Source organism: Micromonospora sp. NPDC050417 (assembly GCF_044458865.1).
In the GTDB taxonomy this organism is placed as follows: Bacteria; Actinomycetota; Actinomycetes; order Mycobacteriales; family Micromonosporaceae; genus Micromonospora_G.
The window spans coordinates 94760-120948 of record NZ_JBITIH010000009.1; the positions used below are offsets into that span (position 1 = coordinate 94760).

24 protein-coding genes are annotated in these 26189 nt (G+C 71.7%); 17 read left to right on the top strand and 7 right to left on the bottom strand.

Translation table 11 applies throughout. The annotated features are described in order from the left end of the window. Positions 1 to 72 precede the first annotated feature (72 nt). The 3 genes from ACIBF5_RS13970 to ACIBF5_RS13980 are packed head-to-tail and all read left to right on the top strand — an operon-like array spanning position 73 to position 5629. A complete protein-coding gene (locus ACIBF5_RS13970; protein ID WP_396811455.1) occupies positions 73 to 1986 on the top strand; it encodes a protein kinase in 1914 nt (637 codons plus the stop codon). Positions 1987 to 2041: 55 nt separating this feature from the next. Further along, positions 2042 to 3745, top strand: a complete 1704-nt coding sequence (locus ACIBF5_RS13975) for a phospho-sugar mutase (RefSeq protein ID WP_396811457.1) — start codon at positions 2042 to 2044, stop codon at positions 3743 to 3745. Positions 3746 to 3796: 51 nt separating this feature from the next. Then, positions 3797 to 5629, top strand: a complete 1833-nt coding sequence (locus tag ACIBF5_RS13980; protein ID WP_396811459.1) for a stealth conserved region 3 domain-containing protein — start codon at positions 3797 to 3799, stop codon at positions 5627 to 5629. Positions 5630 to 5754: 125 nt separating this feature from the next. Here the strand turns inward: ACIBF5_RS13980 and ACIBF5_RS13985 are convergent, their stop codons facing one another. Next, positions 5755 to 6432, bottom strand: a complete 678-nt coding sequence (locus ACIBF5_RS13985) for a GPP34 family phosphoprotein (protein ID WP_396811461.1) — start codon at positions 6430 to 6432, stop codon at positions 5755 to 5757. Positions 6433 to 6551: 119 nt separating this feature from the next. On the opposite strand from ACIBF5_RS13985, the gene ACIBF5_RS13990 reads away from it, so the two are divergent. Continuing rightward, positions 6552 to 7037 carry an NUDIX hydrolase gene (locus ACIBF5_RS13990; RefSeq protein WP_396811463.1) on the top strand — a complete coding sequence of 162 codons (486 nt, stop codon included), beginning with the start codon at positions 6552 to 6554 and terminating at the stop codon, positions 7035 to 7037. A gap of 325 nt (positions 7038 to 7362) precedes the next feature. On the opposite strand, the gene upp is transcribed toward ACIBF5_RS13990, so the two are convergent. After that, complete coding sequence (gene upp / locus ACIBF5_RS13995; protein ID WP_121157186.1) at positions 7363 to 7995, bottom strand: uracil phosphoribosyltransferase; 633 nt, start codon at positions 7993 to 7995, stop codon at positions 7363 to 7365. Continuing rightward, on the bottom strand, positions 7976 to 9349 hold the full coding sequence (locus ACIBF5_RS14000; RefSeq protein ID WP_396811465.1) for a glycosyltransferase: 1374 nt from the start codon (positions 9347 to 9349) through the stop codon (positions 7976 to 7978). Before ACIBF5_RS14000 ends, upp begins: the two co-directional genes overlap by 20 nt. Positions 9350 to 9476: 127 nt before the next feature. Between ACIBF5_RS14000 and deoC the strand changes: the two genes are divergently transcribed. Genes deoC through ACIBF5_RS14015 form a run of 3 tightly spaced genes read left to right on the top strand, consistent with a single transcriptional unit; the run spans position 9477 to position 12710 of the window. Continuing rightward, complete coding sequence (deoC, locus tag ACIBF5_RS14005) at positions 9477 to 10436, top strand: deoxyribose-phosphate aldolase (RefSeq protein WP_396811467.1); 960 nt, start codon at positions 9477 to 9479, stop codon at positions 10434 to 10436. A gap of 2 nt (positions 10437 to 10438) precedes the next feature. Continuing rightward, positions 10439 to 11875 (top strand): aldehyde dehydrogenase family protein, encoded by a 1437-nt coding sequence (locus ACIBF5_RS14010; protein WP_396811469.1) that lies wholly within the window; start codon positions 10439 to 10441, stop codon positions 11873 to 11875. Continuing rightward, positions 11868 to 12710, top strand: a complete 843-nt coding sequence (locus ACIBF5_RS14015; RefSeq protein ID WP_396811471.1) for an aldehyde dehydrogenase family protein — start codon at positions 11868 to 11870, stop codon at positions 12708 to 12710. The genes ACIBF5_RS14010 and ACIBF5_RS14015 overlap by 8 nt, the downstream gene beginning before the upstream one ends. Positions 12711 to 12872: 162 nt before the next feature. Here ACIBF5_RS14015 and ACIBF5_RS14020 read toward each other — a convergent pair whose 3' ends face one another. Beyond that, on the bottom strand, positions 12873 to 13253 hold the full coding sequence (locus tag ACIBF5_RS14020; RefSeq protein WP_396811472.1) for a hypothetical protein: 381 nt from the start codon (positions 13251 to 13253) through the stop codon (positions 12873 to 12875). Between the two features lie 155 nt (positions 13254 to 13408). On the opposite strand from ACIBF5_RS14020, the gene ACIBF5_RS14025 reads away from it, so the two are divergent. Beyond that, complete coding sequence (locus ACIBF5_RS14025; RefSeq protein WP_396811474.1) at positions 13409 to 14257, top strand: helix-turn-helix domain-containing protein; 849 nt, start codon at positions 13409 to 13411, stop codon at positions 14255 to 14257. A gap of 9 nt (positions 14258 to 14266) precedes the next feature. Then, a complete protein-coding gene (locus tag ACIBF5_RS14030; protein ID WP_396811476.1) occupies positions 14267 to 14467 on the top strand; it encodes a DUF397 domain-containing protein in 201 nt (66 codons plus the stop codon). 13 nt (positions 14468 to 14480) lie between these two features. On the opposite strand, the gene ACIBF5_RS14035 is transcribed toward ACIBF5_RS14030, so the two are convergent. Next, entirely contained in the window at positions 14481 to 14963 is a 483-nt protein-coding gene (locus ACIBF5_RS14035) for an FBP domain-containing protein (RefSeq protein WP_396811686.1), read from the bottom strand. A 59-nt stretch (positions 14964 to 15022) separates the two neighbouring features. Here ACIBF5_RS14035 and ACIBF5_RS14040 point away from each other — a divergent pair, with 59 nt between their 5' ends. The 3 genes from ACIBF5_RS14040 to ACIBF5_RS14050 are packed head-to-tail and all read left to right on the top strand — an operon-like array spanning position 15023 to position 16958. Beyond that, positions 15023 to 15598 (top strand): TetR/AcrR family transcriptional regulator, encoded by a 576-nt coding sequence (locus ACIBF5_RS14040; protein WP_396811478.1) that lies wholly within the window; start codon positions 15023 to 15025, stop codon positions 15596 to 15598. A gap of 54 nt (positions 15599 to 15652) precedes the next feature. Continuing rightward, positions 15653 to 16048, top strand: a complete 396-nt coding sequence (locus ACIBF5_RS14045) for a BlaI/MecI/CopY family transcriptional regulator (protein ID WP_396811480.1) — start codon at positions 15653 to 15655, stop codon at positions 16046 to 16048. Positions 16049 to 16052: 4 nt separating this feature from the next. After that, positions 16053 to 16958, top strand: a complete 906-nt coding sequence (locus ACIBF5_RS14050; RefSeq protein WP_396811482.1) for a M56 family metallopeptidase — start codon at positions 16053 to 16055, stop codon at positions 16956 to 16958. A gap of 6 nt (positions 16959 to 16964) precedes the next feature. Here the strand turns inward: ACIBF5_RS14050 and ACIBF5_RS14055 are convergent, their stop codons facing one another. Further along, positions 16965 to 17870, bottom strand: a complete 906-nt coding sequence (locus ACIBF5_RS14055) for an alpha/beta fold hydrolase (protein ID WP_396811484.1) — start codon at positions 17868 to 17870, stop codon at positions 16965 to 16967. 109 nt (positions 17871 to 17979) lie between these two features. Here ACIBF5_RS14055 and ACIBF5_RS14060 point away from each other — a divergent pair, with 109 nt between their 5' ends. Genes ACIBF5_RS14060 through cydC form a run of 3 tightly spaced genes read left to right on the top strand, consistent with a single transcriptional unit; the run spans position 17980 to position 21646 of the window. Next, complete coding sequence (locus ACIBF5_RS14060) at positions 17980 to 18198, top strand: hypothetical protein (protein ID WP_396811486.1); 219 nt, start codon at positions 17980 to 17982, stop codon at positions 18196 to 18198. Next, entirely contained in the window at positions 18195 to 19871 is a 1677-nt protein-coding gene (gene cydD, locus ACIBF5_RS14065) for a thiol reductant ABC exporter subunit CydD (protein WP_396811487.1), read from the top strand. Before ACIBF5_RS14060 ends, cydD begins: the two co-directional genes overlap by 4 nt. After that, positions 19868 to 21646, top strand: coding sequence for a thiol reductant ABC exporter subunit CydC (gene cydC, locus ACIBF5_RS14070; protein WP_396811488.1), 1779 nt, complete (start codon positions 19868 to 19870; stop codon positions 21644 to 21646). The genes cydD and cydC overlap by 4 nt, the downstream gene beginning before the upstream one ends. Before the next feature lie 229 nt (positions 21647 to 21875). Here cydC and ACIBF5_RS14075 read toward each other — a convergent pair whose 3' ends face one another. Further along, positions 21876 to 22217 carry a PadR family transcriptional regulator gene (locus ACIBF5_RS14075; protein WP_396811489.1) on the bottom strand — a complete coding sequence of 114 codons (342 nt, stop codon included), beginning with the start codon at positions 22215 to 22217 and terminating at the stop codon, positions 21876 to 21878. Between the two features lie 154 nt (positions 22218 to 22371). Between ACIBF5_RS14075 and ACIBF5_RS14080 the strand changes: the two genes are divergently transcribed. Continuing rightward, positions 22372 to 23376: a DNA primase gene (locus tag ACIBF5_RS14080; protein WP_396811491.1), complete on the top strand. Its 1005-nt coding sequence runs from the start codon at positions 22372 to 22374 to the stop codon at positions 23374 to 23376. 40 nt (positions 23377 to 23416) lie between these two features. Beyond that, on the top strand, positions 23417 to 26119 hold the full coding sequence (locus ACIBF5_RS14085; RefSeq protein WP_396811493.1) for a transposase: 2703 nt from the start codon (positions 23417 to 23419) through the stop codon (positions 26117 to 26119). Positions 26120 to 26189 lie beyond the last annotated feature (70 nt).

Consider the following 26189-nt stretch of genomic DNA (forward strand, 5'->3'; position numbering starts at 1 on the left):
TACCGGTACGCCAACCCGCAAGATAGGGGGGATGTGTCCCATGCCCCTCGATTTTCCCCGGCGGCCTTTCCTGTGACTCAGATTCCGACGTGGAGTGGCGGACCAGTCAGTCCCACCAGCGGACGCGCAGCTCCCGGCGCCACCATCGGCGGTCGTTACTCGCTGCGCGCAGCGGTCGGCCATGGCGGCATGGGCACCGTGTGGCGTGCCGCCGACACCCTGCTCCGCCGTGACGTGGCGGTCAAAGAGGTCGTGCTGCCACCGGGGCTCGCCCCCAGTGACCGCGACGCGATGTACGAACGCACCCTGCGCGAGGCCCGTGCGGCCGCCGCCCTGCAACACCCGGCCGTGGTACAGGTCTACGACGTGGTCACCGAGGGCGGCCGGCCCTGGATCGTGATGGAGCTGCTCGACGCGCGCAGCCTCGCCGACATGGTGATCGAGGACGGACCGCTCGCCCCCCGGGCGGTCGCCAAGATCGGCATCGCGCTGCTCGGCGCACTTGAGGTGGCGCACGCGATCGGCGTACTGCACCGGGACGTCAAACCGGCGAACGTGTTGATCGCCTCCGACGGCCGCTGCGTACTGACCGACTTCGGGGTGGCGCGAATGCCCACCGACGTCCAGCTCACCACACCCGGCATGGTGCTCGGCTCGCCGCACTTCATCTCCCCGGAACGCGCGATGGGCCACGACTTCGGCCCACCCAGCGACCTCTTCTCGCTCGGCGTCACGCTCTACACGGCAGTCGAGGGACGGCCGCCGTTCGACCGGGGTGACCCGATCGAGACCATGCACGCCGTGGTCGAGGACCCGCCGGCACCACCGTCCCGGTCCGGCCCCCTCACCGAGGTGCTGATGGGCCTGCTGGAGAAGGACCCGGCCCGCCGCTTCGACGTGGACACCTCGCGCAACATGCTGCGCGAACTGCTCGCCGGCCCGCTGGCCAGCAACACCGCCGGACACCTGGTGACAGACCCGTACTCGGTGGTGCCGGCCCAGCGCGCGACCTGGCAGCCGCCGGCACCGCCGGCCAAGCCGCAGCCGACCGGCCAGATCGGCGGCTCGGCGATGCTCGCCCCCGGCGAGTCGCTCACCGACCGGCTGGCCCAGCTACGCAAGTCCGGCGGCGCCTCAGGCGGTCCGGGCACACGCGGCGACGCGATGGACGAGACCAGGCCCGGTGCGGCGCTCCGCACGCCGACCGGCGCGATGCCGGCCGCCCAGCGCTGGGACGAGAGCAACGGGCCGACGACCTACGGCACCCCCGGCGGCGCTGCCGGCACCTACGGCCGCTCCGGTGGAAGCGGCAACAACGGTGCCGTCGGCAACGCCGTGGCCGGGGCCCGCCGGGCCGGCGACGCGGCGCTCAGCACGATCAAGAGTTGGCCTCGCAAGCTGCAACTCGCCGCCGCGGGTGGCGTGGTCGCCGTACTCGTGATCGGCATCATCGCCCTCTCCAGCGGCGACCCGGAGAAGACGGCACCGCTGCCGCAGGCCGGAGTAAGCCCCAGCGCACCGGCCGGGCCGGCGTTCCCGATCCAGGCGCACGCCGAACGCGGCATCTCGGTCAACGTGCCCGAAGGTTGGAAGAAGAACGCCCCGAAGGGCGCCCTCTACATCGACTTCACCGACCCGGCCGACTCCGGCCGCCGGATCCGGATCCTGATCGAGAAGACGTCGGCCACCCCGCTCAAGTTCCTCGAATCCGCCGGCGGCATCCTGGCCAAGCCGGACAACAAGTCCTGCGTCAAGCCGTACGCCGAAATCAGCCTCCAGGAGGTCGAACTCAGCGGCAAGCCGGCCGCCGAACTCGAATACACCTGCGGCGACGGCGACACCAAGCGACACGGGATCTGGCGGGCCGTCGTCCAGGACGGCAAGGCGTACGAGTTCTACCTGACCACCCCGGATGCCAAGTTCGAGGAAAGCAAGCCGATCTTCGACGAGCTGGTCCGGAGCTTCACCCTCACCCCGGCCGGCTGACCGCGCAACGGGGGACCCGGACTCACAGGGTCCCCCGCCGTGCTATCAAGTCCGGATGACGGCGAACCCGAACGACCCCGACAACCTGCGCGTCCTCGGCGAAGCCTGGCTGGCCGACGACCCCGACCCGGCCACCCGGGACGAGCTACGGGGGCTGCTCGGCCGGCTGCCCGACAGCGCGGCCGAACTGGCCGACCGGTTCGCCGGCCCGCTCACCTTCGGCACCGCCGGGCTCCGTGGACCGCTGCGCGCCGGCCCGAACGGGATGAACCTCGCCGTGGTCACCCAGGCCGCCGCCGGGCTGGTCACCTGGCTCACCGCCCGCGCCGCCGCCGGACCGCTGATCATCGGGTACGACGCCCGGCACGGCTCCCGTACCTTCGCCGAACGGACAGCGCAGATCGCCACCGGGGCCGGGCGCCAGGCACTGCTCCTCCCCCGCCCGCTCCCCACCCCGGTCCTCGCGTACGCCGTCCGCGCACTCGGAGCAGCCGCCGGGGTGATGGTCACCGCCAGCCACAACCCGCCCCAGGACAACGGCTACAAGGTCTATCTCGGGGCGGAACTGGGCGGGCCCCGGGGTGCCGGGGCACAGATCGTGCCGCCCGCCGACACCGAGATCGAGGCCGCGATCCGGGCGATCGGGTCCGCCCGCGCCGTACCGCTCGGCCCGGCTGGCGAGGTGCTCGGCGACGACCTGGTCGCCGCGTACGTGGCCGCCGCGGCGGCGGTGCTCGACCCGGACGGCCCCCGGCAACTGAAGGTGGCGTACACGCCCCTGCACGGGGTAGGTGCCGCCGTCCTGACCGCCGCCTTCGCCCGCGCCGGCTTCGGCGTCCCCGGGATCGTGGCCGAGCAGGCCGAACCCGACCCCGACTTCCCCACCGTCGCGTTCCCCAACCCGGAGGAACCGGGCGCCGTCGACCGGCTGGTCGCGCTCGCCGACATCATCGGCGCCGACCTGGCCATCGCCAACGACCCGGACGCCGACCGCTGCGCCGTCGCGGTCCCCGGCCCGGACCGCCAGTGGCGCATGCTGCGCGGCGACGAACTGGGCGTCCTCCTCGCCGACCAGCTCATCCGGCGCGGCGTGACCGGCCTCTACGCCACCACGATCGTCTCCTCGTCGCTGCTGCGCGCCATCTGCGCCGCCCGGGGCGTGTCGTACGACGAGACGCTGACCGGGTTCAAGTGGATCGTCCGGGCCGAGTCCGGCGACACCCCACTGGTCTTCGGCTACGAGGAGGCGCTCGGCTACTGCGTCGCCCCGGACCTCGTACGCGACAAGGACGGCATCACCGCCGCACTGACCGTCGCCGAACTCGCCGCCGACCTCAAGGCCGAGGGCAGTACGCTCCTGCACCGGCTCGACGAACTCGCCGCCGAGTTCGGTGTCCACCTCACCGACCAGCTCTCGGTCCGGGTCGACGACCTGCGCGACATCCAGGACCTGATGGGCCGGTTGCGTGCCCACACTCCCACCGAACTACTCGGCGCCCCGGTGACCTCGGCCGAGGACCTGCTCCCCGTCTCGGACGTGCTGATCCTGCGCACCGACACAGCCCGGGTGGTGATCCGGCCATCCGGCACCGAGCCGAAGCTCAAGGCGTACCTTGAGGTGATCGAACCGATCGGCGGCCCGGACCGGTCCGGGCCGCCGGCCGACGTCACCGCCGCCGTCGCCTCAGCCCGTCAGCGGGCCACCTCGGCGCTGACCACGCTCCGGTCCGAGATCGCGACGGCACTCGGCCTGGGCTGACCCGGCGGCCCGCCCCACCACCTTTGGCCGTCGCTGATCGTTACAGCAGATGTGCTCGCACGTCGAGGTTACGCACTCATCCCGACCGTCCTCCGACGCCGACTCCACCAGCGGGTCCCCTTCGACCAGCAGGTACGGCTCGGCCGCTGGTTGAACCAGCCGGCCGGCACCTTCGGGGTGGCCCTGCGCCAGTGGTACGACGACCGCTCGGGGCGGGAGCCCGCCCGGCGTTGGGTCCGGCTGGACGGCCGACGGGTTTGCGCTTCCGTCGACCCGGCCGCCACCCCGCTCGGTGCCCACCAGGGCAACCTGGACCGGGTGCTGGCCGCCCTCGGCGACGCCTCGGTCGAACACTTCGCCATCCCGCACCACCATGGCCTGCGCAGCCGGGTCGGGGTGCCGGCGAACCAGCGCGCCGAGGCCCTCCGGGCGATCGCCGGAATTGACGACGTCCTGATCGGACGCCCCGGCCGCCAGGCGGTCCGGCCCCGTGCCGGTGGACGGGGTCCACGGCGGGTACGCCGTGCCGACGTGGTGCTGGTCTACCGTCCGGTATGGATCAGTGAGGACCTCGCCTACGGTGCCGCGTACGCCTGCGAACTGGAGTTCTGGCACGGTGGCGACGGTCGACTCACCGCGCCCCGGCCAAACGCCCTGGCCCGCAGCGTGCCCAGCTACCGGCCGAACGTACGGGTGCCCGGCGCCTCGCTGAACCCGTTCGTGCCGACCGGCTACCACGCCCGTTACCCGGTCCGGGCCGACTTCGCCGGGGTCTCCGCCGACGCGGTGACGTTCCCGGTCGACGCGGTCTACGCCTGGCACGACCGGGACGACCCACACTGGCGGTCCCGCTTCCAGAGCGCGCACGACCGGCACGGTCCGCACGGGGCGCCGGCTGTCGACGGGGCCCGGCACGTCGACCACGACGAGCTGCGCTACTCCCTGCGCTCCCTGCACATGTACGCACCCTGGCTGCGCCACATCTACCTGGTCACCGACGGGCAGGTGCCCCGCTGGCTGGACCTGCCCCAACCGGGGTTGACCGTGATCGGTCATCGGGACCTGTTCGGCGACGACGCGACCCTGCCGACCTTCAACCCGCACGCGATCGAATCGGTGCTGCACCTGATCCCCGGCCTCGCCGAACACTTCCTCTACCTCGACGACAACGTCCTACTCGGACGGCCGGTGCTACCGCGTACGTTCTTCCACCCGAACGGGCTGACCAAGTTCTTCCCGTCCCGACGGAACCAGATCGACCTCGGTGACCCGGCCTACACCGACGCTCCGGTCACCGCCGCCGCGAAGAACAACCGCCGGCTCATCGCCCGCCGGTTCGGCCGCGTGATCAGCCAGCAGATGAAGCACGCCCCGTACGCGCTGCGCCGGTCGGTGCTCGCCGAGATCTGCGCCGTCGCCTCCGAAGAGGTCGCCGGGACCCGACGCCACCCGTTCCGGCACCCGGCCGACCTCTCCATCGCCTCCGGCCTGCACCACCACTGGTCGTACCTGCGGGGAACAGCCGTTCCCGGGCCGATCCGGCACCTACACACCGACCTGGCCGACCCGCAGGCCGCCGTACTCCTCAACCACCTGCTGAACTGGCGGGACTACGACACCCTCCACCTACGCGACAGCATCCCGGCCGGAGCCGACCGGGAGCGGGCGGACAGCACGCTGCGCAGCTTCCTGTCCCGGTACCTGCCGGTCCGCTCACCGTGGGAGGTGACCGCAGAGGTCGAGGCAACCCGCGCCCACCAGTCCGCCACCGAACTCGCCCACCTGCTCCAACCGGGCGTCAGCACAGGCGGTGCCGTGCCCCTCGCCCGCCCCGGACAGACCGATCCGGCCACCCGCCCCACCGGTCTGCTCCAACCCCGCTGACCCCCCGCCCGGCAGCGGCTCCAGCCTCGCTGGAGCCTGGCCGGTTCCAGCCCCGCTGGATCCTCGCCCGGCAGCGGCTCCAGCCCCGCACCCCGGCGGATAGGTCAGCACCAGGGCCGGAGCGGTCAGCGCCGGGCGCCCAGCGCCGCGTCGATGGCGTCGGCCAGGGCCTCGATCACCAGGGCCACCGACGGACGGACCGTCGACTCCTCCAGGCTCACCTCACCGGTGAAGCCGGCACCACCGGCAATCTCCGCCAGCCGCCGGTGCGCGTCCGCGAGGGCCGCACCAGACAAGCCCAGACTCGGTTCCATCCGGGTCGCCGCGACCAGGGCGGCGAGTGCCGCCGTACGCTCGTCCGGCGCCTGCTCGCCGGTGAGCGCCACCGCCAACCGGCCCCGGATCTCCGCCTCCACCGTCGCGTCGACCGCCGGGTACCGGTGCACGTGGATGTGCCCGAGCGCGGTCTCGTCGACGTCCCGGACCACGCCCCGACCCACCAGGTCGGCCAGGATCCGGTCCCGCAGCCCGTGCCGGAGCCGCTGCACCCAGGAGGCCGGCGGAAGCGGGCCGTCACCGGCCATCCGCCCCAACACCTCGTCCGTGATCGGGTTCCCGGTCGGTGTCGGGTCGCTCACCACGATCGAGTCGTTGTCGTACGCGACCCGACCGGCCAGCGCCAGTTCCACCAGTACCCCGGCGGCCATCCCCAGGTCGAGCCCGATCCGCGACCCGGTGGCCTTCCCCGACTCGTCGTCGTACGCGAGCAACAGCAACTCTTCGGCCAGCGCCACACCTGTCATGGCCCGAAACGGTAGTCGGTTTCCGCACCATCGTGCAGGTGCCCTCGCCCCGCCACGCGAAACCCCACCCGCCGACGGGCTCGGCCACGACCGACAGTGCCCGCCGTAAGGTGGCCCGGGTGCAGGCCATTCTCGCCACCCTGGGCTACGTACTCTCCGCCGACCGTCGCCGGGTGCTGATGATCCGCCGGGACACCCGCCCCGACGACCTGCACTACGGCTACTACAACGGGCTCGGCGGCAAACTCGAACCCGGTGAGGACGTGGTCGCCGGCATGCGGCGGGAGATCCGTGAGGAAGCCGGCCTCGAATGCCGGACCGTGGAACTCGCCGGCACCATCTCCTGGCCCGGCTTCGGCCGCAACGGCGAAAACTGGTTCGGCTTCCTGTTCCGGATCCCGGACTGGTCCGGCGTCCCGTACGAGCGCTGCCCGGAGGGCACCCTGATCTGGACCGACCTGTCCGACATCCTCAGCGGCGCCGTGCCCATGTGGCCCAGCGACCACAATTTCCTACCCCTGGTCTTCGCCGACCACCCGAGGGTCTTCCACGGCTCCCAACCCTTCCACCACGGCACCCCCGGCCCCTGGACCACCTCCGCGTAAGGAAGGGCCCCTTATTATCGTTTTCTGTATAGGAAGGGCCCCTTCCTAACACCGAACGCGAAGCGGAGCGAGCCGCGCCGGCGAAGCCGGCGCCAACCACCCGCGCGAGTCGACCGAGCGCCGCCGCGGCGTCTGGAGCCGAGGACGACGCGGCGAAGCCGTCGTCGCCCGCAGGCGAAGACGCCGCACTGGGCGGCGCGAAGTGGAGCGAGCCAGCCGAGCGGAGCGAGGCCCAGGTAGCGGAGCGAGCCAGCCGAGCGGAGCGAGGCCCAGGTAGCGGAGCGAGCCAGCCGAGCGGAGCGAGGCCCGGGTAGCGGAGCGAGGCTCAGAAACGGGGCATGCCGCCGAACTGGCGGTCGCCGGCGTCGCCGAGGCCGGGAACGATGAACTTGCGCTCGTCGAGCTGTTCGTCGATGGCAGCGGTGACCAGGCGCAGCGGCAGGCCGGTCTGCTCCAGCCGGGCGATGCCGTCGGGGGCGGCGAGCACGCAGATGACGGTGATGTCGGTGCAGCCCCGTTCGGCGAGGAGCCGGCAGCAGTGCTCCAACGATCCGCCGGTGGCGAGCATCGGGTCGAGTACCAGCACCGGGCGTCCGGTCAGGTCCCGGGGCAGCGACTCCATGTAGGCGCGCGGTTCGAAGGTGTGCTCGTCGCGGGCGAGCCCGACGAAGCCCATCGACGACTCGGGGAGCAGGGCGAGGGCGGAGTCGGCCATGCCGAGGCCGGCGCGGAGCACGGGTACGAGCAGCGGCGGGTTGGCGAGCCGGGTGCCGTCGGTCTGGGCGACGGGGGTCTGGATCGGGTACCGCTCGATCGGGAAGGAGCGCGCGGCCTCGTACACCAGGGTGGTGGTGAGTTCGTGTAGGGCGGCGCGGAACGACGCCGCGTCGGTACGGGCATCGCGCATCGCGGTGAGCCGCGTCTGGGCGACAGGATGGTCAACGACGAGTACGTCCACGATCGCTCAACCTACCGAATGCGTGGACCGGCTGGGCGGGGCCGGGTCGACCTGCCCATTCGGCTTGTCTTCTGGTGGTTTGCGCGTGTCGTCGGGCGGCGTGTGCATAGACGTCGCAGATCGCGTCGGCGTACCGCTCGGGGGTGTGTCCGGCGGCCCGGTCGGCGGCGAGTTGGCCGAGTCGCCGGGCGGCGGCGGGGTCGGTGAGGAGGCGGAGCAGGGCGGCGGCGAAGCCGGTGGTGGTGGGGGCGGCGCAGTCGGCGGCTCCGGCGAGCGGCCCATGCTGGTGCAGGACCGGGTCGACCAGGACCGCGGGTACGCCGGCGAGTGCGGCTTCCTGGAGGACGAGTGCCTGGGTGTCGGTGCCGGAGGGGAAGGCGAGCACCTCGGCGGCCCCGTACGCGGCAGCCACCACTGCCGGCGGTTGCTGCCCGACGACGGTGATCCGGTCGGCGACCGCCGGGCCGACGAGACGCAGGAGTTCGGCGAGCCAGCGGGGCTCGTAGATCGCGCCGACCAGCACCAACCGGGCGCGAGGGCAGCCGGCGAGCAGTTCGGCGAAGGAGTTGATCAGAAGGTCGACGCCCTTTTCCCGGTTGACCCGGCCGACGAAGAGGATCACCTTGTCGGCCGGGTCGATGCCGTTGTCGGCGCGGAAGGCGGCGACCTCGGTCGGGGAGGTACGGCAGGGGGCGACTCCGGTGGGCACGAGGAAGACCCGGTCGTCGGGGACGGGCAGGCTGATCCGGTCGAGTACGGCCCGGGTCGGCACCACGACCGCGTCGGCGTCGCCGAGCAGGAGCAGGTTGGTGGCGTCGAGGGCGGCTCTGCGGTGGCTGGCGGCCGGTGCCCGGCGCGATGGTGCGGCGGCACCCGGGGCCGGCTCGGGCCGGACCGGTGGGCGGGGTACGCCGAGCCGGTGGGCGTAGAGCCGGACGGCTCCGCGTAGTGCCCTGGTCGGTACCTTGTACGCGTCGACGTACGCGTGCAGGTCGGTGTGGTACGTCTGGACCAGCGGCAGTCCGAGCCGCCGGGCGGTGAGTACGCCGAGCAGCCCGACGGGGCCGGGGGTGTGCACGTGCACGACCTCGGGTGCGCTGGCGGCGATCTCGGCGATGGTGCCGGCGGCGGCGCCACCGTGCAGCAGCCACGGGGAGAGCCGGAGGTCGGCGACCCCGCAGGGCAGCGCCCGTAACCGCATCAGGTCGGGCTCGCCGGCCTGGCCGGGGTGGCGGGGCACGACGGTGAGGCCGGGGTGCCCCCGGTCGGCCAGCGCCCGCACGAGGGTGCGGATGGAGCTGACCACCCCGTCGCGACGGGGCAGGTAAGTATCGGTGAAGTGCACTGCTCGCACGCCGAGGACGGTGGGGGTTCGGTGCCAACAACGGATGTCGCTGGTTCGACAGGGCGGTGAAGTCTGGCGGTCCGGTCCCAACAGTGGGCAAGATCACAGCGACGCGCGGGTGCGTAGACTTGCCGCCATGACGGCGACAACGACGTCGGCGTGGTCCGACCTCTCCGAGCTGGGGCGGTCCGAGGCCGCGCTGCGTACCTTCCTGCACGGACTGCCCGGCGTCGACCAGGTCGGCGCGGAACAACGGGCAGCGATGCTCGGCACCCGCTCGATCAAGACCACGTCCAAGGCGTGGGCGATCGATCTGGCGATCCGCATGGTCGATCTGACCACGCTCGAAGGGGCCGACACCCCGGGCAAGGTACGCGCGCTGAGCGCGAAGGCACGGCGGCCCGACCCGGCCGACCCGTCCTGCCCCGCGGTCGCCGCCGTCTGTGTCTATCCGGCGATGGTCCCGGTGGCCGCCGAGGCGTTGGCCGGCTCCGGTGTGCACCTGGCGAGCGTGGCGACCGCGTTCCCGTCGGGGCAGGCCCCGCTTTCGGTGAAGCTCGCCGACACCGAGGCGGCGGTCGCGGCCGGCGCCGACGAGATCGACATGGTGATCAACCGGGGGGCGTTCCTCTCCGGCCGCTACCGCGAGGTCTACGACGAGATCGTGGCGGTGAAGGCGGCCTGCGGCGACGCCCACCTGAAGGTGATCCTGGAGACCGGCGAGCTGGCCACGTACGACAACGTACGGCGGGCCTCGTGGCTGGCGATGCTGGCCGGCGGGGACTTCATCAAGACCTCCACCGGCAAGGTCCCGGTCGCCGCCACGCTGCCGGTGACGTTGGTGATGCTGGAGGCGGTCCGCGACTTCCGGGACGCGACGGGTCGCCAGGTCGGGGTCAAGCCGGCCGGTGGAATCCGTACCACCAAGGACGCGATCAAGTATCTGGTCATGGTCAACGAGACCGCCGGCGAGGACTGGTTGGATCCGGACTGGTTCCGGTTCGGCGCCTCGACGCTCCTCAACGACCTGCTGATGCAGCGCACCAAGCTGACGACCGGCACCTACTCCGGTCCCGACTACTTCACCCTGGACTGATCATGGCTGTCTTCGAGTACGCGCCCGCGCCGGAGTCCCGGGCCGTGGTGGACCTGCGGCCGTCGTACGGCCTCTTCATCGACGGCACGTTCGTCGACCCGACCGATGGTGGCAGCTTCAAGTCGATCAACCCGGCCACCGAGGAGGTGCTCGCCGAGGTTGCCGAGGCCGGCCCCGGCGACGTGGACCGGGCGGTACGCGCGGCACGCAAGGCGTACAAGAAGGTCTGGGGTCCGATGTCGGGCCGGGACCGGGCGAAGTACCTGTACCGGATCGCCCGGATCATCCAGGAGCGTTCCCGTGAGCTGGCGGTGCTGGAGTCGCTGGACAACGGCAAGCCGATCCGGGAGTCCCGCGACACCGACATTCCGCTGGTCGCGGCGCACTTCTTCTACTACGCCGGCTGGGCGGACAAGCTGACCCACGCCGGCTTCGGCCCGGACCCGCGCCCGGTCGGCGTGGCCGGCCAGGTCATCCCGTGGAACTTCCCGCTGCTGATGCTGGCCTGGAAGATCGCCCCGGCGCTCGCCGCCGGCAACACGGTGGTGCTGAAGCCGGCGGAGACGACCCCGCTGACCGCGCTCCTCTTCGCCGAGATCTGCCAGCAGGCCGACCTGCCGCCGGGCGTGGTCAACATCGTCACCGGCGCCGGGGAGACCGGCCGGGCCCTGGTCGAGCACGAGGGTGTGGACAAGGTCGCGTTCACCGGTTCGACCGAGGTGGGGCGGTCGATCGCCCGCACGGTCGCCGGCAGCCACAAGAAGCTCACCCTGGAGTTGGGTGGCAAGGCCGCCAACATCGTCTTCGACGACGCCCCGATCGACCAGGCGGTCGAGGGGATCGTCAACGGCATCTTCTTCAACCAGGGGCACGTCTGCTGCGCCGGGTCGCGGCTGCTGGTCCAGGAGTCGGTCTACGAGCCGGTGCTGGAGTCGCTGAAGCGGCGGATGGCCCGGCTGCGGGTCGGTGACCCGCTGGACAAGAACACCGACATCGGCGCGATCAACTCGGCCGCGCAGCTCGACCGGATCCGGGAACTCTCCGAGGTCGGCAGCGCCGAAGGGGCCGAGCGCTGGTCGCCGCCGTGCGAGCTGCCGGACCGTGGGTTCTGGTTCGCCCCGACCATCTTCACCGGGGTCACCCAGGCGCATCGGATCGCCCGCGAGGAGATTTTCGGGCCGGTTCTGTCGGTGCTCACCTTCCGCACGCCGGCCGAAGCCGTCGAGAAGGCGAACAACACGCCGTACGGGCTGTCGGCAGGGATCTGGAGCGACAAGGGTTCCCGGATCCTGTGGATGGCCGACCGGCTGCGCGCCGGTGTGGTCTGGGCGAACACGTTCAACAAGTTCGATCCGACCTCGCCGTTCGGTGGGTTCAAGGAGTCGGGCTACGGTCGCGAGGGCGGCCGGCACGGGCTGGAGGCGTACCTCGATGTCTGAGACGGTGAACCGCCCTCGGCTGGCGGTACGGAAGACGTACAAGCTCTTCGTCGGCGGGAAGTTCCCGCGCAGTGAGTCGGGGCGGACGTATCTGGTGCAGGACTCGAACGTGTCACTCGCCTCCCGCAAGGACGTACGCGACGCGGTGGTGGCCGCCCGCGCTGCCGTGAAGGGTTGGGCGGGGGCGACCGCGTACAACCGGGGTCAGATCCTCTACCGGGTGGCCGAGATGCTGGAGGGGCGGCGGGACCAGTTCGTCGCCCTCGGGTGCAGCGTGTCCGAGGTCGACGAGGCGATCGACCGCTGGGTCTGGTACGCCGGCTGGTCCGACAAAATCACCCAGGTGTACGGCAGCGCCAACCCGGTCGCCGGCCCGTACTTCAATCTCTCCAGCCCGGAGCAGACCGGCGTGGTCGGCATCGTGGCACCGGCCGACTCGGCACTGCTCGGGCTGGTCAGCGTGATCGCCCCGGCGATCGTCACCGGCAACACGGTGGTGGTGCTCGCCGCCGAGCAGGCACCCCTGGCCGCGATCACCCTGGCCGAGGTGCTCGCCACCTCCGACCTGCCCGGCGGGGTGGTCAACCTGCTCACCGGTCGGGCCGCCGAGACCGCGCCCTGGCTCGCCTCGCACGCCGACGTGAACGCGCTCGACCTGGCCGGGGTGACCGACCCGGAGTTGGCCCGATCGTTGGAGGAGGCCGCGGCCGGCACGCTCAAGCGGGTGCTTCGCCCGTCTGCTGCCGGTCCGGTCGACTGGACCGCCGATCCGGGCCTGGGGCGGATGAAATCGTTCCTGGAGATGAAGACCGTCTGGCACCCGAAGGGCGTCTGACGCTCGTCTGGCTTGGCGTGGCCTGGCCGCTCGGCCCCGCTGAAAGCGATAACTCGGTTTCGGTCTACACGTTCTATCGTGTGCCCACAAGAAAGAACGTGTACGAACAAACCGCGTTACCGCTCATTTTTCGCGACGCGCGCAGAACCGGCTGGTCGCGGATCAGTCGGTCAGCTCGCGGAGTCGGGCGGTCCAGTAGGTCAGGTCGGAGTGGTGCTCGACCAGGCTGACCGGCTCACCACAGGCCGCTTCGATCAGGTCGACCGCCTCGTCCAGGTCGCCGGGGTTGTGGTCCCAGTCCCCGTCCCGGTACATCCGCAGTCCGACGTCGGTGCGGTCGTAGCTGAGCACCTCGGCCGCGTCCGGCGGCACCAGAACGATCGTGTAGCGACCGACCTCCACCTCGGCCTCGCTCGGCTCTGGCTGCTCCGGCCGACCCCGGCGGAAGCGCTCCAGCACCGATTCGATCGGACCGGGCGAGTTCGCCGGGTCGTACGGCCGCGCCCACGGCGGGGTGTATTTCGCTGAGGTTGTCCCGTTCACAACGACCTCCCGGTGCGTTGGTTATTGATCAAGGCATCGAGCAACGTTGCTGACAACTCTTGCGCTCGACGGGCATCACTGTCAATACTCAACGCGACGACAACAGTCGATCACCGTTACGGCCGGTCAACCGAAATCGGAAGCGAGGGTGCGCGATGGCGAAGTCGAATCAGCCCACAGTGGTCGGTCGCGGGCTCGGTGGCGAGTTGCGCGGGCTGCGGGAGGCGAAGAAGCTCGGCCTGCGCCGGGTCGCGGCCCGGCTCGACTGGCAGGCGTCGAAACTGTCCCGGATGGAGACCGGCATCCAGGGCATCCGGGCCGAGGATGTCGCTTCCCTGTTGGTGATCTACGGCGTGACCGGTGACGAACGCAGGCGCCTGCTCGGCATGGCCGAACGCTCCGCCGAGTCGGGCTGGTGGGAGGTGATCGGTGGGCTCTCCGACGAATCCCGTACGTTGATCCGCCTCGAAGCCGAGGCCACCAGCGTCGTCAACTGGCAGCCGCTGCTGATTCCCGGCCTACTCCAGACCGCCGACTACACCCAGGTGCTGATGCGCGACGGCGGCGTCGAGGAGCCGGACGCCCAGTCCCGGGTGGCAGCGCGGCTCGGCCGGCAGGCGGTCCTCACCCGCCCGCAACCCCCGGAGCTGCTGGCGATCGTTGACGAGATGGTGTTGCGCCGGGTGCTCGGCAGCCCTCGGCTGATGGCCCGCCAGCTCCGGCACCTGATCGAGGCCACGGAACGCCCCAACATCACGCTGCGGGTGGTGCCGTTCGCGGTCGGCGGGCATCCCGGACTCGACGGCGGGTTCGCGCTCTTCGACTTCCCCCGCAACAAGTCCGTGGTCTATCTCGACCAGAAGATCTCCGGGCTCTTCCTGGAGGAGGCGCCGCAGGTGGCGTTCTTTCGGCGGGAGGCGGAGCGGCTCGGCGCGGTAGCCTTGAGCCCCACCGAGTCGGTCGACTTCGTTGCGCGGGTCGCAACGGAGCACGAGCGAGAGTGAGTCTCCCGGATGATCGCCCCTGACCTCTCCGCCGCCACCTGGCGCAAGTCCAGCCGCAGCGGCACCAACGCGGACTGCGTCGAGATCGCCGAGTTGCCCGAGGCCGTTGCCGTACGCGACTCCAAGGACCCGTACGGGCCGACGCTCGCCTTCGACCGCACGGCCTGGGCCAGCTTTGTCACCCGTACGCCAAAGGTTTTCTCGGTCTGAGAACCGCCCACGGTCAGCCGGCGACCTGCCCCACGAAGGCGTCGAGGCTGGCCATGGTCCGCGCGATCTTCTCCTCCAGGGTGATCGACTCGTGCAGGCGACGGCCGGCGTCCTTCTTCCCACGCAGGTAGAGCGAGCAGGCCAGGTCGGTGCAGATGTAGAGGCCGACGGAGTTGCCCTGCCGCCCGCTCGGTCCGGCCTTGCGCGCGGTCATCAGCGAGACGCCGTCACCGGTGTGGGTGGTCAGGCACAACGAACACATGCTGCGCCGCACCTGCCTGGTCTGCGGTGCCGCCCGCAGCGCCACCCCGACGAGCCCGCCGCCGGACTCGGCAACCAGGTAGGCCCGCTCGCCACCGGAGGGGTCCCGCCACCCGAAAAAATCAAGGTCTCCCCAGGGTCGCGTGTCCAGATCCTTCGGCACACCCAGCCGCTTCGCCTCGCCCTTGGTGCAGTTGACGAAGGACGCGCGGATGGCAGGCTCGGTCACGGGCATCATAGGAGTTATCCTAGAAGCCCTAGGCAAATCATTAAAACTTCTAGGTACGGAGTGTGGTGCACGTGGCACGTGCCGGGGTGACCACCGAACGCCTGACCCTGGCGGCGGCGGAGTTGGCCGACGAGGCCGGCTTCGAGAACGTGACCGTCTCGGCACTCGCCCGCCGCTTCGGCGTCAAGGACGCCAGCCTCTACTCCCACATCAAGAACGCGCAGGACCTGCGAGTCAAGGTCGCACTGCTGGCCCTGGAAGAACTCGCCGACCGGGTCGCCGACTCACTCGCCGGCCGCGCCGGCAAGGACGCCCTGGTCGCCTTCGCCAACGCCTACCGGGACTACGCGAAACAACACCCCGGCAGGTACGCCGCCATGCAACAGGACCTCGACCCGGAAACCGCAGCCGCGAGCGCGGGCGTCCGACACGCGGAGATGACCCGGGCGATCCTGCGCGGCTACCAACTCTCCGAACCCGACCAGACCGACGCCGTACGCATGATGCACAGCACCTTCCACGGGTACGTGAGCCTCGAACGGACCGGCGGCTTCCGCCACCACCCGCGTACGGCCGACGCCTCCTGGTCCAGAACCCTCGACGCCCTCGACACCCTCCTCAAAAACTGGCCATCCGGGTGAGCCCACCCAAGGCGGGACCTGGGCTGTTACGACGGCGAGTAGTAGGCTTGCCTCGTGACACGACTGGGTGACCTCGAACGTGCGGTGATGGACGTCCTCTGGGACCGGGCCGCTGCCCCACGCGCGGGCGCGGAGAGTGCCGCCGGGGTCACCGTACGGGAGGTCGCCGAGGCGCTCAGCGACCGCGAGTTGGCGTACACGACCGTGATGACCGTGCTCGACCGGCTCGCCGGCAAGGGCATGGTCGAGCGGGAGCGGGAGGGCCGGGCCTGGAGTTACCGGCCGGCGGCCACCCGGGAGGCGCACATCGCCCGGCTGATGTTGGACGCGCTCGACCTGGCCGGCAGCCGGGACGCCGCCCTGGTGCGGTTCGCCCGGTCGGTCAGCGGAAACGAGGCCGAGGTGCTGCGGGCGGCCCTGACGGACGAGGCCGCGGAGCGGCAGGGCTAGGGCCATGACGTACGCCGCTCACCTCGTCGGTACGGCCGTGGCGTGCCATCTCCTCGCCATGGTGCTGCTCCGCTCCACCTGGACCTGGCGCAGCCCCCGGGTGGCGATCATCTCCTGGCAGGCGATCGGACTCGCCCTCGGACTGTGCGCAATCGGGCTGCCGATGTCGATCGGGCTGGCGCCGTACCGCGAGGGGCTTGCCGACTCGCTGCTGCACCTGGGTCGCGACCTGCTCCACGGCACCCTTCCGGCCGGGCTCGGGGTGACCCAGCTCGCCCTGGTCGGGATCGGTTTCGGGGTCGCCGCCGCACTGCTCGGCTCGACCGTACGCGGCCTGGTGAGCGCCGTACGCGCGCAGACCCGGCACCGGCAGTTGCTGGACCTGGTCGGTCGGGACGATCCGGCCGCCCCGGGTGCGTTGGTGCTCGACCACCCGAGCGCGGCGGCATACTGCCTGCCCGGGATGCGACCGACGGTGGTGGTCAGCGCCGGCACCCTGGACCTGCTGGACCGGTCCGAACTCGCGGCGGTGCTGACGCACGAGCGGGCGCACGCCGACGAGCGGCACGACCTGGTGCTGCTGCCGTTCACCGCGCTCTGCCGGGCCCTACCCCTGGTGGGTTGGCTGCGCCGGGCGTCGGAGACGGTGGCGCTGCTGGTGGAGATGCGGGCCGACGACAAGGCCCGGCGGCTCCACGCGGAGGGGCCGTTGGCGAACGCCCTGCTCCGGTTCGCGACCGCCGGATCGCGGGTCGCCCCGGCCGGTGCCCTCGGCCTTGCCGACGCACACCTGGACGCGCGGGTGCAGCGCCTGCTGGTGGTCGGACCTCGTCCGTGGCTGCATGGCCTGGCCAGCCTGACCGTCGCGACGACCCTGGTCGCCCTACCGGTGACGCTCTTCTTCGCCTGAGCTCAGTCAGCTCAACGGCACCGGGTGGCCGATGACGATCTCGGCGAGCCGCTGCGGGTGTTCCAGGAAGGCGAAGTGTCCGGTCTCCGGCAGGATGATCGGTTCCACGCCCAGGGCCTGCGCCGTACGCGCCCGCTCGTCGGGCCGGGACCAGTCCTGTTCGCCGTAGACCAGGGTCACCGGCGCGGTGATGCTCCCGTACAGGTCTCGGGCGGCGCCCCACGAGCGCCAGTTCAGGTAGACGTTCCGTTCGACGTAGTGGAAGCCGGGGCGTTTGAGGGTGGCCTCGAACTCGTCGAGCAGCGGTTCGGGGACCTTCTTTCCCTCCGCCAGGCCGCCCTGCATGATGTGGCTGGTGACGGACTTGTTCTCGGCGGCGCCGAGCGCCGGTCCGACCACCGGCAGCGCCACGCCGCCGAGGATGACGTCGGCCAGTCGGTTGCCGCGCCGTATGCCGTCGGCGAACCGTGTCTCGTAGTCGTACGGGTTCGAGGCGACGACCCGGGTGACCGCCTGCGGCATCTCGCTGGCGACGGTGAGCGCCAGTACGGCGCCGATCGAGTCACCGACCACGGTGACGTCGCGCAAACCGAGCTTCGTGATCGTGTCGATGACGCCACGTCGCAGGTACGGCTCGTCGTACTCGACGGTGGTGGGCTTCGACGAGCGGCCGTGGCCGGGGAGGTCCAGGACGTACACCGTGTAGTTGCGCGCCAGCATCGGAATGACGTCGACGAAGTATTCGAGCTGGGTCCGGATCGTGTGCAGCAGCACCAGTGGCGGTCCGGAGCCGGCCCGGAGATACCGCACGGTCCGCTCGGAATCGAGCTGTAGGTCGGCGGCTTCGCCGAGTCCGTCGAGGTCCATGGCGTGGCTTGCCCGTACGGACGACAACGAAACGCCGCTCGCCATCTACTACCAAATGTCGTAAACTAAATTACTACTACCCGTAGTAGCTATGGGTAGCGTAGCTATTTGTGGGCTCGTTATGACATGTGAGCCGACGCGTTGGGGGACGGCCATGGACGCACTGCTGATCGTCCGCCTTCAGTTCGCCACCACCACCTCCATCCACCCGGCGGCCAGCCTGACTGTGATCGACGCCGCAGCCAGCACACCCACCCTGCGGCTGTTGAGCTGGCTGCTGATTCCGCTGCTGCCAGCCCTATTAGGCTTTCAGGCGATGAACTGGTGGGCGTTCCGCGGACGGATCGACAACCGGGCGCCGGTGTACTGGTGAGCCGACGCCGCCCGTTCGATCCACGGCTGCTGCGCCGGGTCCCCTCGACCCGGCGCCACGTCACTGTGCTCGGCGGCCTCGGCGTCCTCGCCGCCGGGCTCGTCATCGCCCAGGCGACCACCCTCGCCGACCTGCTCGCCACCGCCGCCGGCGGTCACCTCGACCGGGCCGCGCTGGTCGGATTCGTCGCCGCCGTCGCCGGCCGGGCAACCGTACTCTGGGCGCAGGGCGCGGTCTCGGCCCGGATGGCGGCCACGGTCAAGGCAGCGCTCCGCACCGACCTGCTCGACGCGGTCGGGCAACGCGGATCCGGCTGGCTCGCCGGCCAGCAGGCCGGACGGATCGCCACCCTTGCCGGGCGCGGGCTGGACGCCCTCGACGCGTACTTCACCGGCTACCTGCCGCAGCTCGTGCTGAGCGTGACCGTGCCGCTCGCCGTACTCGCCCGGCTCACCCTCGCGGACTGGAGCTCCGCACTGATCATCGCGGCCACTCTGCCGCTCATCCCGGTCTTCGGGGCGCTGCTCGGCTGGCAGGCCCAAGCCGCCACCGAGCGGCAGTGGCGCCGACTCAGCATGCTCGGCGGGCACTTCCTGGACATGGTCGCCGGCCTGCCGACCCTGCGTGCGTTCGGCCGGGCCCGCGCCCAGGTCGACGTGGTCCGGCGGATGGCCGACGGCCACCGGGCCGCGACCATGAAGACGCTGCGGATCGCGTTCCTCTCCGGGCTGGTCCTCGAACTGGTCGCCACCCTCTCGGTCGCCCTGGTCGCGGTCCCGATCGGGCTGCGCCTGCTGCACGGGGGGCTGGCCCTGCAGACCGCGCTGCTGGTACTCCTGCTCGCCCCGGAGGCGTACCTGCCGCTGCGGACCGCCGGCAGCCGCTTCCACGCCAGCATGGAGGGCCTGACCGCGCTCGACGACGCCCTCACCGTGTTAGGAGGGGCCCCCTATACATCGGAATCCGATAACAAGGGGCCCTTCCTTACTCCCGGCGAGATTCGGTTCGAGGGGGTGACGGTCGAGTACGAACGCGGTGTCGCGCTGCGGGACGTGTCGCTCACCATCCGGCCCGGTGAACGAATCGCGGTGATCGGACCGAGCGGGGCCGGCAAGAGCACGCTGCTCGGCCTACTCCTCGGCAACGTCGCCCCGACCAGCGGTCGGATCACCATCGACGGCGTCGACCTCGCCACCGCCGACCTGGAGCAGTGGCGCCGGCAACTGGCCTGGGTGCCACAGCGGGCACACCTCTTCGCCGCCTCACTGACCGACAACATCCGCCTCGGCCAACCCGACGCACCGATCGAGGCGGTCCGCGCCGCCGCCAGCGCCGCCGCACTCGACGACGTCCTCCAGGACCTGCCGGACGGGCTCGACACCCTGCTCGGCGAACGCGGCCACGGCCTCTCCAGCGGACAACGACAGCGGGTCGCCCTGGCCCGCGCCTTCCTGCGGGACGCGCCGATCGTGCTCCTGGACGAACCCACCGCCCGGCTCGACGGCGGTTCCGAGGCCGCCGTACTCGCCGCGACCCGGCAACTCGTCGCCGGTCGCACGGCCGTGCTGGTCGCCCACCGGCCGGCGCTGCTCGCCGAGGCGGACCGGGTGATCCGGGTCGAGGACGGACGGGTGACCGAACTCACCGCCGGCCGGACGGAGGTGGCGGTGTGAGCACGCGGGACAGGCAACGCCTCGGATCTGAGCGGGCGGTGCTCCGGCTGGCGCGACCGTACCTGGGTCGACTGGTCGGGGCCGGGCTGCTCGCCGCCGGGACAGAACTCGCCGGGCTCACCCTGATGGCCACCGCCACCTGGCTGCTGATCACGGCCGCCGGGCAACCGCCGCTGGACGTACTCACCGTGGCGATCGTCGCGGTCCGGGCACTGGCGATCGGCCGGGGCGTACTGCGCTACACCGAGCGGCTCGCCGGACACGACGCCACCCTGCGCATCATCACCGACGTACGGGCCAGGGTCTTCGCCACCCTGGCCAACCGGCGTACGACCAGCGACCAGCACACCGGCGACGCGCTGAGCCGGCTCGTCTCCGACGTGGAGGCGGTACAGGACCTGCTCCTGCGGGTCCTGGTGCCGGGCGCGGCGGCGGCCGTGGTGAGTCTGCTCGCCATCGCCGGCACCGCCGCCATCGCACCGGCCGCGGCACTGCCGCTCGCGCTCGGCCTGCTACTCGCCGGGGTGGCCCTCCCGTCCGCCGCCACCGCCCTGACCCGGCGGACCGCCGACCGGGTCGCCCCACTGCGCGGCGCGCTCGCCGTGGACGCGGTCGACCTCACCCACGGCGCCGCCGACCTGGCCGCCTTCGGTGCCACCCGGGCCGCCCTGGAACGGGCCGACGGACGCGCCCGTGAGCTGGCCGGACTCGAACGGCGGCTCGCCGCCGCCGGTTGGGCGATCGACGGGCTCGGGGTGCTGCTCTCCGGCGCGACGAGTGCCGCCGTGGTCGTCACCGCCCTGCACGCCGGGGTCGACGGAGTCCTGGTCGGCGTACTCGCGGTCGGCACCCTGGCCGCGGTCGAGGTGACCCTGGCCCTGGTCGGCGCCGCCCGCCAGTGGACCCAACTCCGTGCCGGCCTGCGCCGGGTCGCCGTACTCCTGGCCGAGGACCAGAACGCCGAGGACCAGAACGAGGACGACGCCGGGCTGACCGCGTCCTCCACGGAGGGCGTCGGCTGCGCACTGGACGAGGTGACGGTCCGGTACCGGGCCGGCGCACCGGCCGCACTCGACCGGGTGAGTCTCGAACTGCCGGCCGGTTCCCGGGTCGCCGTGGTCGGGCCGAGCGGGGCCGGCAAGAGCACCCTGATCGGCGTACTGACCGGGGCGGTGCGACCGGAGAGCGGTCGGGTCACCCTCGACGGGCGGGACGTACGGGCGTACCGCCCCGAGGAACTGCCCCGGATCGTCGGCGGACTGCTCGCCGAGGCGTACGTCTTCCACGCGACGGTACGGGAGAACCTGCTGCTCGGCCGGGCCGACGCGGACGACGACGAGTTGGCCACCGCGACCGCTGCCGCCGGTCTGCTCGACTGGGTACGCCAACAGCCGGCCGGCTGGGACACCGTCGTCGGCGAGGACGGCGGTCAGCTCTCCGGTGGCCAACGGCAACGGCTGGCGCTGGCCCGTGCCCTGCTCGCCCGCCCCCGGGTGCTGGTGCTGGACGAACCCACCGAAGGGCTCGACCCCGAGGCCGCCGACCGGGTGCTGGTCACGGCCACCGGCGCGGTTCCGGCCGACCATGCCGTGCTCCTGGTCACCCACCGGCTACGCGGCCTGGACCGGTACGACCAGATCCTGGTCCTCGACGGCGGACGGGTGATCCAGCGTGGGCGGCACGAGGATCTGCTCGGGCAACCCGGCTGGTACCGGGAACAGTGGCTCACCCAGGAGGCGGCCGAGGGCGGCTACCTCGCCCTCTCCGCACACTGACCCGACACTGAGACGGGTCGGGGACGGGACTCGGGAATCCGCCGGACCTCAACGTGCGCTCCGTCGGCGACGGCGGGCTACCTGGCCGCCGATGATCGCGGCCTGGATCATCCTGAACACGACCTTCGGGCTGTTGGCCTGGATGACGGTACGGGTCATCGGAGCGACCCGACTCCGGCCGCTCGCCGGATGATCGACACGTACGCGCACCGTCTGGGCCCGCCGTCGGTCAGGCTGACACCTCGGCGGGGCCGTCGACGCCGAGGAAACGGCCGACCGTCGAGCTGAGTTCCTGCCAGCTCGTACGTTCACCTGCCAGGGCCCGGTGGCCGGCTCCGGTGAGCTGGTACGTCCGCCGCTCCCGCCCGTTCACGGTGCTCCAGGTGCTGTCCACGTATCCGGCTCGCTCCAGCCGGCGCAGGGCGGGGTAGATGGTGCCGGTGGGTAGGTTGAGCGTGCCGCCGCTGCGTACCTTGAGCGCCTCGATGATGGCGTAGCCGTGCAGCGAGCCTCCTTCGAGCACCGAAAGCAGGAGTGCGTCGAGATGGCCGTGCAGCGCCTGGGCCTTCATAGGTAGCAAGGCTACTAATAGATGGTGGCCTCGCCAACGGGGTGCCGGCACCCGGCTCACAGAACGGCCGACTAGGGTGTGTGCGCAGAGTCACCCACCCGACAGTCCCACCCCGATCGGGTGCCGCAAACCTTGAGTGCACACGGAGGTCAGCGTGGCCCGCCAGTCGCCCCACCGGCCCGACGCCGACGAACCCGACACCGAGTTCGACGAGAGCAGCCGGCCCACCGACACCGCGACCGAGAGCACGGCGGACGCGGCAGCCGACCCCGTCGAGGACGATCCGGACCTCGACGACGAGGACGCGGTAGCCGAGCCGGCGAACCGCGCCCTCTGGGAAGACGTACGCATCGATCCGCTGGAGATCGCGCTCCCCTCGGGCAGCGGCTTCACCCTTCGGGCGTACCGGATGTCCAACCAGGTCACCCCGACCGAGATCGGCGAGCGGGACGACGACGACCCGTTCCACGCCCGGGCACGTCGAGACGAGGACGAGGAGACCGTCGTCTTCCTCGACGAGGAGTTCGCCGAGAGCCTCGAATCCGAGGACCGCGAAGTGGACCCCCGACGCGGGCGTGCGCTCCGCGACGACGACGACGTCGACGAGACCGACGAAGAAGAGCTCGACGACCAGGCAGACGAAGCGGACGAAGAAGACGAGGATGAGGAAGCCGAAGAAGTTGCGGTCTTTCTCACTCACCGGGGCAAACTGCTGCTCTTCAAGAGCCGCGAGTCACTGGTGAGCTTCGTCCTGTCCGGAGCCCCGCACGACATGGCCGAACTGGACACCTGGGACGACCTGGTCGCACGGGTCCAGCCTGCGGATATCGCCCCCGTGAGCGAAGACTCGTACGAACTCGACCTGGTCGTGGAGAACCTCCGCGGCGGGCACGACACCTGGGACCCGAAGCTGCTCATCTCCGCCGGCGAGGTCGCCCGCGACCTGGCCTTCGCGCTGCGGCTCCCATCCGTACTGGATATGCTCTCGACCGGCAACAGCCTCGATGACCTGGACGAGGCACTCCGTGCGACGGCCAACGGCGGCCTCGGCGGATTCATGGGGCGCCGCCGGTTGAAGAAAATCGGGGCACAAACCGCAAGTTTGGGTTGGCGCACGATTATCGGCAAGATCTCTGCAGCGGTGGACTGGCGCGACTGACCTCTCACCAGGGAGCATCAGTCTTTGGCACACACCACCTGTGTCTCGGGAGGAGGACGACGCCGTGGCGCTCGTGCGGGTGTACTGCGGTCTGGCCTCGGCGGATTTGTCCGCGGGACCGGCTTCGGCCGGATCCACGCTGACGTCTGCTGTGGTTGACGACGCAGGCCGGCTGCTCCACGTCGGCGAGATCGGCGACGACCCGGCTGGCTACGCCCAGCTCGGCGCGCTCCTCGTCGAACGTTCGGGCGGACTGAGCGGTGTGGCGATCGCCGCCGACAGCGACGACCACCTGGTCACCTCGCTGCTCAGCGCGGCAGGCCGTCCTCTGGCGATCGCCGACGACGACTCGGTGGACGACTTCGCCGAGCGCTTCGCCGACGACGAGTCGCAGGAGGAGATGGAGGGCTCGCCGGCCCAACGGCGGGCCGTCGGCCTGGCCCGGGCACTTCAGGCCGGCGCACTCTCCGCGGTGACCCTCCCGGCCCCCCGGGACCTCGCCGGCTACAAGCCCGTACTCGCGGCCCACGCGGCGCTCGCCAGCGGGCGCCACTCGGCTGCGGGGACGCTCCGCGAGGTTCTCCGCGAGCTCTACCCCGCCGCACTCCGCGCCTACCCCGACCCGGCCGACCCGGTGCCGCTCGCGGTGCTCGACGCCCTGCCCGAACCGGGCATGCTGACCGGCGCCGGCGGTCGCGGCCGGGAGAGCGCGGTTGCCGTCGACGCCATCACCGCTCACCTTGTCGCCGACGGCGTGGCGGAGGCGAACGAGATCTCGGAGGCGGTCACCGCGCTCCAGGTGGCGATCGCCGAAACCCCCCGCCGGGCCACCGTCAACAACAAGGCCGTCACCTCGGCCGTGGCCGAGGCCGTACGACAGGCCGTGGCGGCGGTACGCGCCTGCGACGCCGGCTGCGACGCGCTGGTGGCCACGCTCGCGGCCCGGGTCACCACCCCCGCACCGCTGGCTGGTCGTCGGACCGTACGACGCGGCGCCGAGGAAGCCGTGCCGCTGGCCGCAGGTGCGCACGGCACCGGCAGTCACGGCGTACTACGGCCGGCAAGCCAGCAGCCGGTGCCGTCGGTCGGCCGGCGCAGTCGGCCCCAGCCGGCCCCGGGCAGCGGCGTACCGTCGACTCCCCAGCCGATGACCGCACCTCCGGTGGCACCGGCGCCGATCGCACCGCCGCCGCTGGCCCCGCAGCCGGTCGTACCGGCGGCCTCGCTGCCCGGCCTGAACCGGCCGGCCGCCGCGCCAGCGGCACAGCCTCAGCGTGACCTGCCCACTCCGGTTCCCGCCGCCCCGGCCCCGGCCACGCAGTGGCGGGATGCGCCGGCCAACCGGCCGGTCTCCTCGCCGCCTCCGCCGCCCCCGGGCATCACCCCGATCGTCCCGGTGCAGCGCAGCGGCAACGTGCCGCCCGTCGACGCGGGAGAACCGTTCCGGGCGACCCTGACCACCGCCGCGATCAACAGCGCCCGGAGCGAACGCCGTCCGACGCCGATCGTGCCGCGTCCGAAGACCAACCGCGAGTCCGCTCCCACCACGAACGGGTTCGGAGCTACCGACCTCAGCGTGCCCGTGCCCACGCCCCGGCCGGACACCACCACACCGCCGCCCGGTTCCCGGGCGAACTGGCCCCTGGTCAGCCCTGGCGACGACCGGGACGAGCGTGCGGACCGCGAACGTGCCGACCGCGAACGTGCCGACCGCGAACGTGCCGAACAAGACCGGGCCGAACGTGACCGTGCGGACCGGGAGCGTGCGGACCGGGAGCGTGCGGACCGGGACCTCGCTGAGCGGGAGCGGAGCCATGCCGCCCTGGGCCATGGCGACTACGGCCGAATCGAACGCGAGCGCAACGACCGGGTCGAGCGCGATCGGGGCGAACGGGAGCGCGGCGGGCGGGACCTGGCGGCGAGCGCCGAACCGGCGTACCAGTTCGACCGGCAGTCTTCGGCCGGCCTTGACCTGCCGGCGTCGACCGGAGCCGGCGACGGCCGGGTAACCCCGCCCTGGCTCGCGGACGACCTGCCGCAGGAGCCTCCGATGCTGCGGCTCGTGGAGCCGCAGCCGTTGGCCGACCGTGCCCTGCGCGAGCCAGCCGACCGTGCCCTGCGCGAGCCAGCCGACCGTGCCCTGCGCGAGCCGGCCGACCGTGCCCTGCGCGAGCCGGCCGGTGTGAACACCAACCCGCACCTGGACGGTCCGCCGCTGCGGCTGGTCGAACCCGAAGCACCGGAGCGCAACCCCCGGGTGACCCGGGCGGCGCGACGCGCCACCGAGCCGAGTACTCCCCCGGTGGCCGAAGGCGACGGCGACCTGCTCATCTTCGCCGCGGCCCGCTCCGCCTGGTTCACCGGTCACCCGGAGGACGACGCCGACGTCGAGTGGTCCTCGACCGCCGACACCGGTTGGCGCGCTGCGGAACAGGCGGCCCGACCGCAGGTCGGCGACGAGACGCGGGCCGGTCTGCCACGGCGGGTCCCGCAGGCGAACCTGGTTCCCGGCTCGCCGCTACGCGACGAACGGCCACTGCGGATCGTGCGCGACGCGGCCCGGATAGCGGAGCACACCACCGGATATTTCCGGGGTTGGCGTCGGGGTCAGGAGATCGGCGGCTTTGCCGTCGGCGGGCGCCCCGGTCGCGAGGCCGCCGGTGGCTGGGACTTCAGCCGCGATCACAACGACCGGGACGACGATCGGGAGTACGAGTACCGGTCCGCCGGCTACCGCTCCTGATCGCACGGCCGAGCGCGATCGACCTGGGGTAACGTCACATCTCCCTGGCCACACCATAAATATTTCACGG

What these genes read in the sequence shown, in the direction of transcription:
- ACIBF5_RS13975 (WP_396811457.1), top strand. Translation starts at nt 2,042, where the DNA reads ATGACGGCGAACCCGAACGACCCCGACAACCTGCGCGTCCTCGGCGAA.
- ACIBF5_RS13985 (WP_396811461.1), bottom strand. Translation starts at nt 6,432, where the DNA reads ATGACAGGTGTGGCGCTGGCCGAAGAGTTGCTGTTGCTCGCGTACGAC.
- deoC (WP_396811467.1), top strand. Translation starts at nt 9,477, where the DNA reads ATGACGGCGACAACGACGTCGGCGTGGTCCGACCTCTCCGAGCTGGGG.
- ACIBF5_RS14010 (WP_396811469.1), top strand. Translation starts at nt 10,439, where the DNA reads ATGGCTGTCTTCGAGTACGCGCCCGCGCCGGAGTCCCGGGCCGTGGTG.
- ACIBF5_RS14015 (WP_396811471.1), top strand. Translation starts at nt 11,868, where the DNA reads ATGTCTGAGACGGTGAACCGCCCTCGGCTGGCGGTACGGAAGACGTAC.
- ACIBF5_RS14025 (WP_396811474.1), top strand. Translation starts at nt 13,409, where the DNA reads ATGGCGAAGTCGAATCAGCCCACAGTGGTCGGTCGCGGGCTCGGTGGC.
- ACIBF5_RS14030 (WP_396811476.1), top strand. Translation starts at nt 14,267, where the DNA reads ATGATCGCCCCTGACCTCTCCGCCGCCACCTGGCGCAAGTCCAGCCGC.
- ACIBF5_RS14035 (WP_396811686.1), bottom strand. Translation starts at nt 14,963, where the DNA reads ATGCCCGTGACCGAGCCTGCCATCCGCGCGTCCTTCGTCAACTGCACC.
- ACIBF5_RS14050 (WP_396811482.1), top strand. Translation starts at nt 16,053, where the DNA reads ATGACGTACGCCGCTCACCTCGTCGGTACGGCCGTGGCGTGCCATCTC.
- ACIBF5_RS14055 (WP_396811484.1), bottom strand. Translation starts at nt 17,870, where the DNA reads ATGGCGAGCGGCGTTTCGTTGTCGTCCGTACGGGCAAGCCACGCCATG.
- ACIBF5_RS14060 (WP_396811486.1), top strand. Translation starts at nt 17,980, where the DNA reads ATGGACGCACTGCTGATCGTCCGCCTTCAGTTCGCCACCACCACCTCC.
- ACIBF5_RS14075 (WP_396811489.1), bottom strand. Translation starts at nt 22,217, where the DNA reads ATGAAGGCCCAGGCGCTGCACGGCCATCTCGACGCACTCCTGCTTTCG.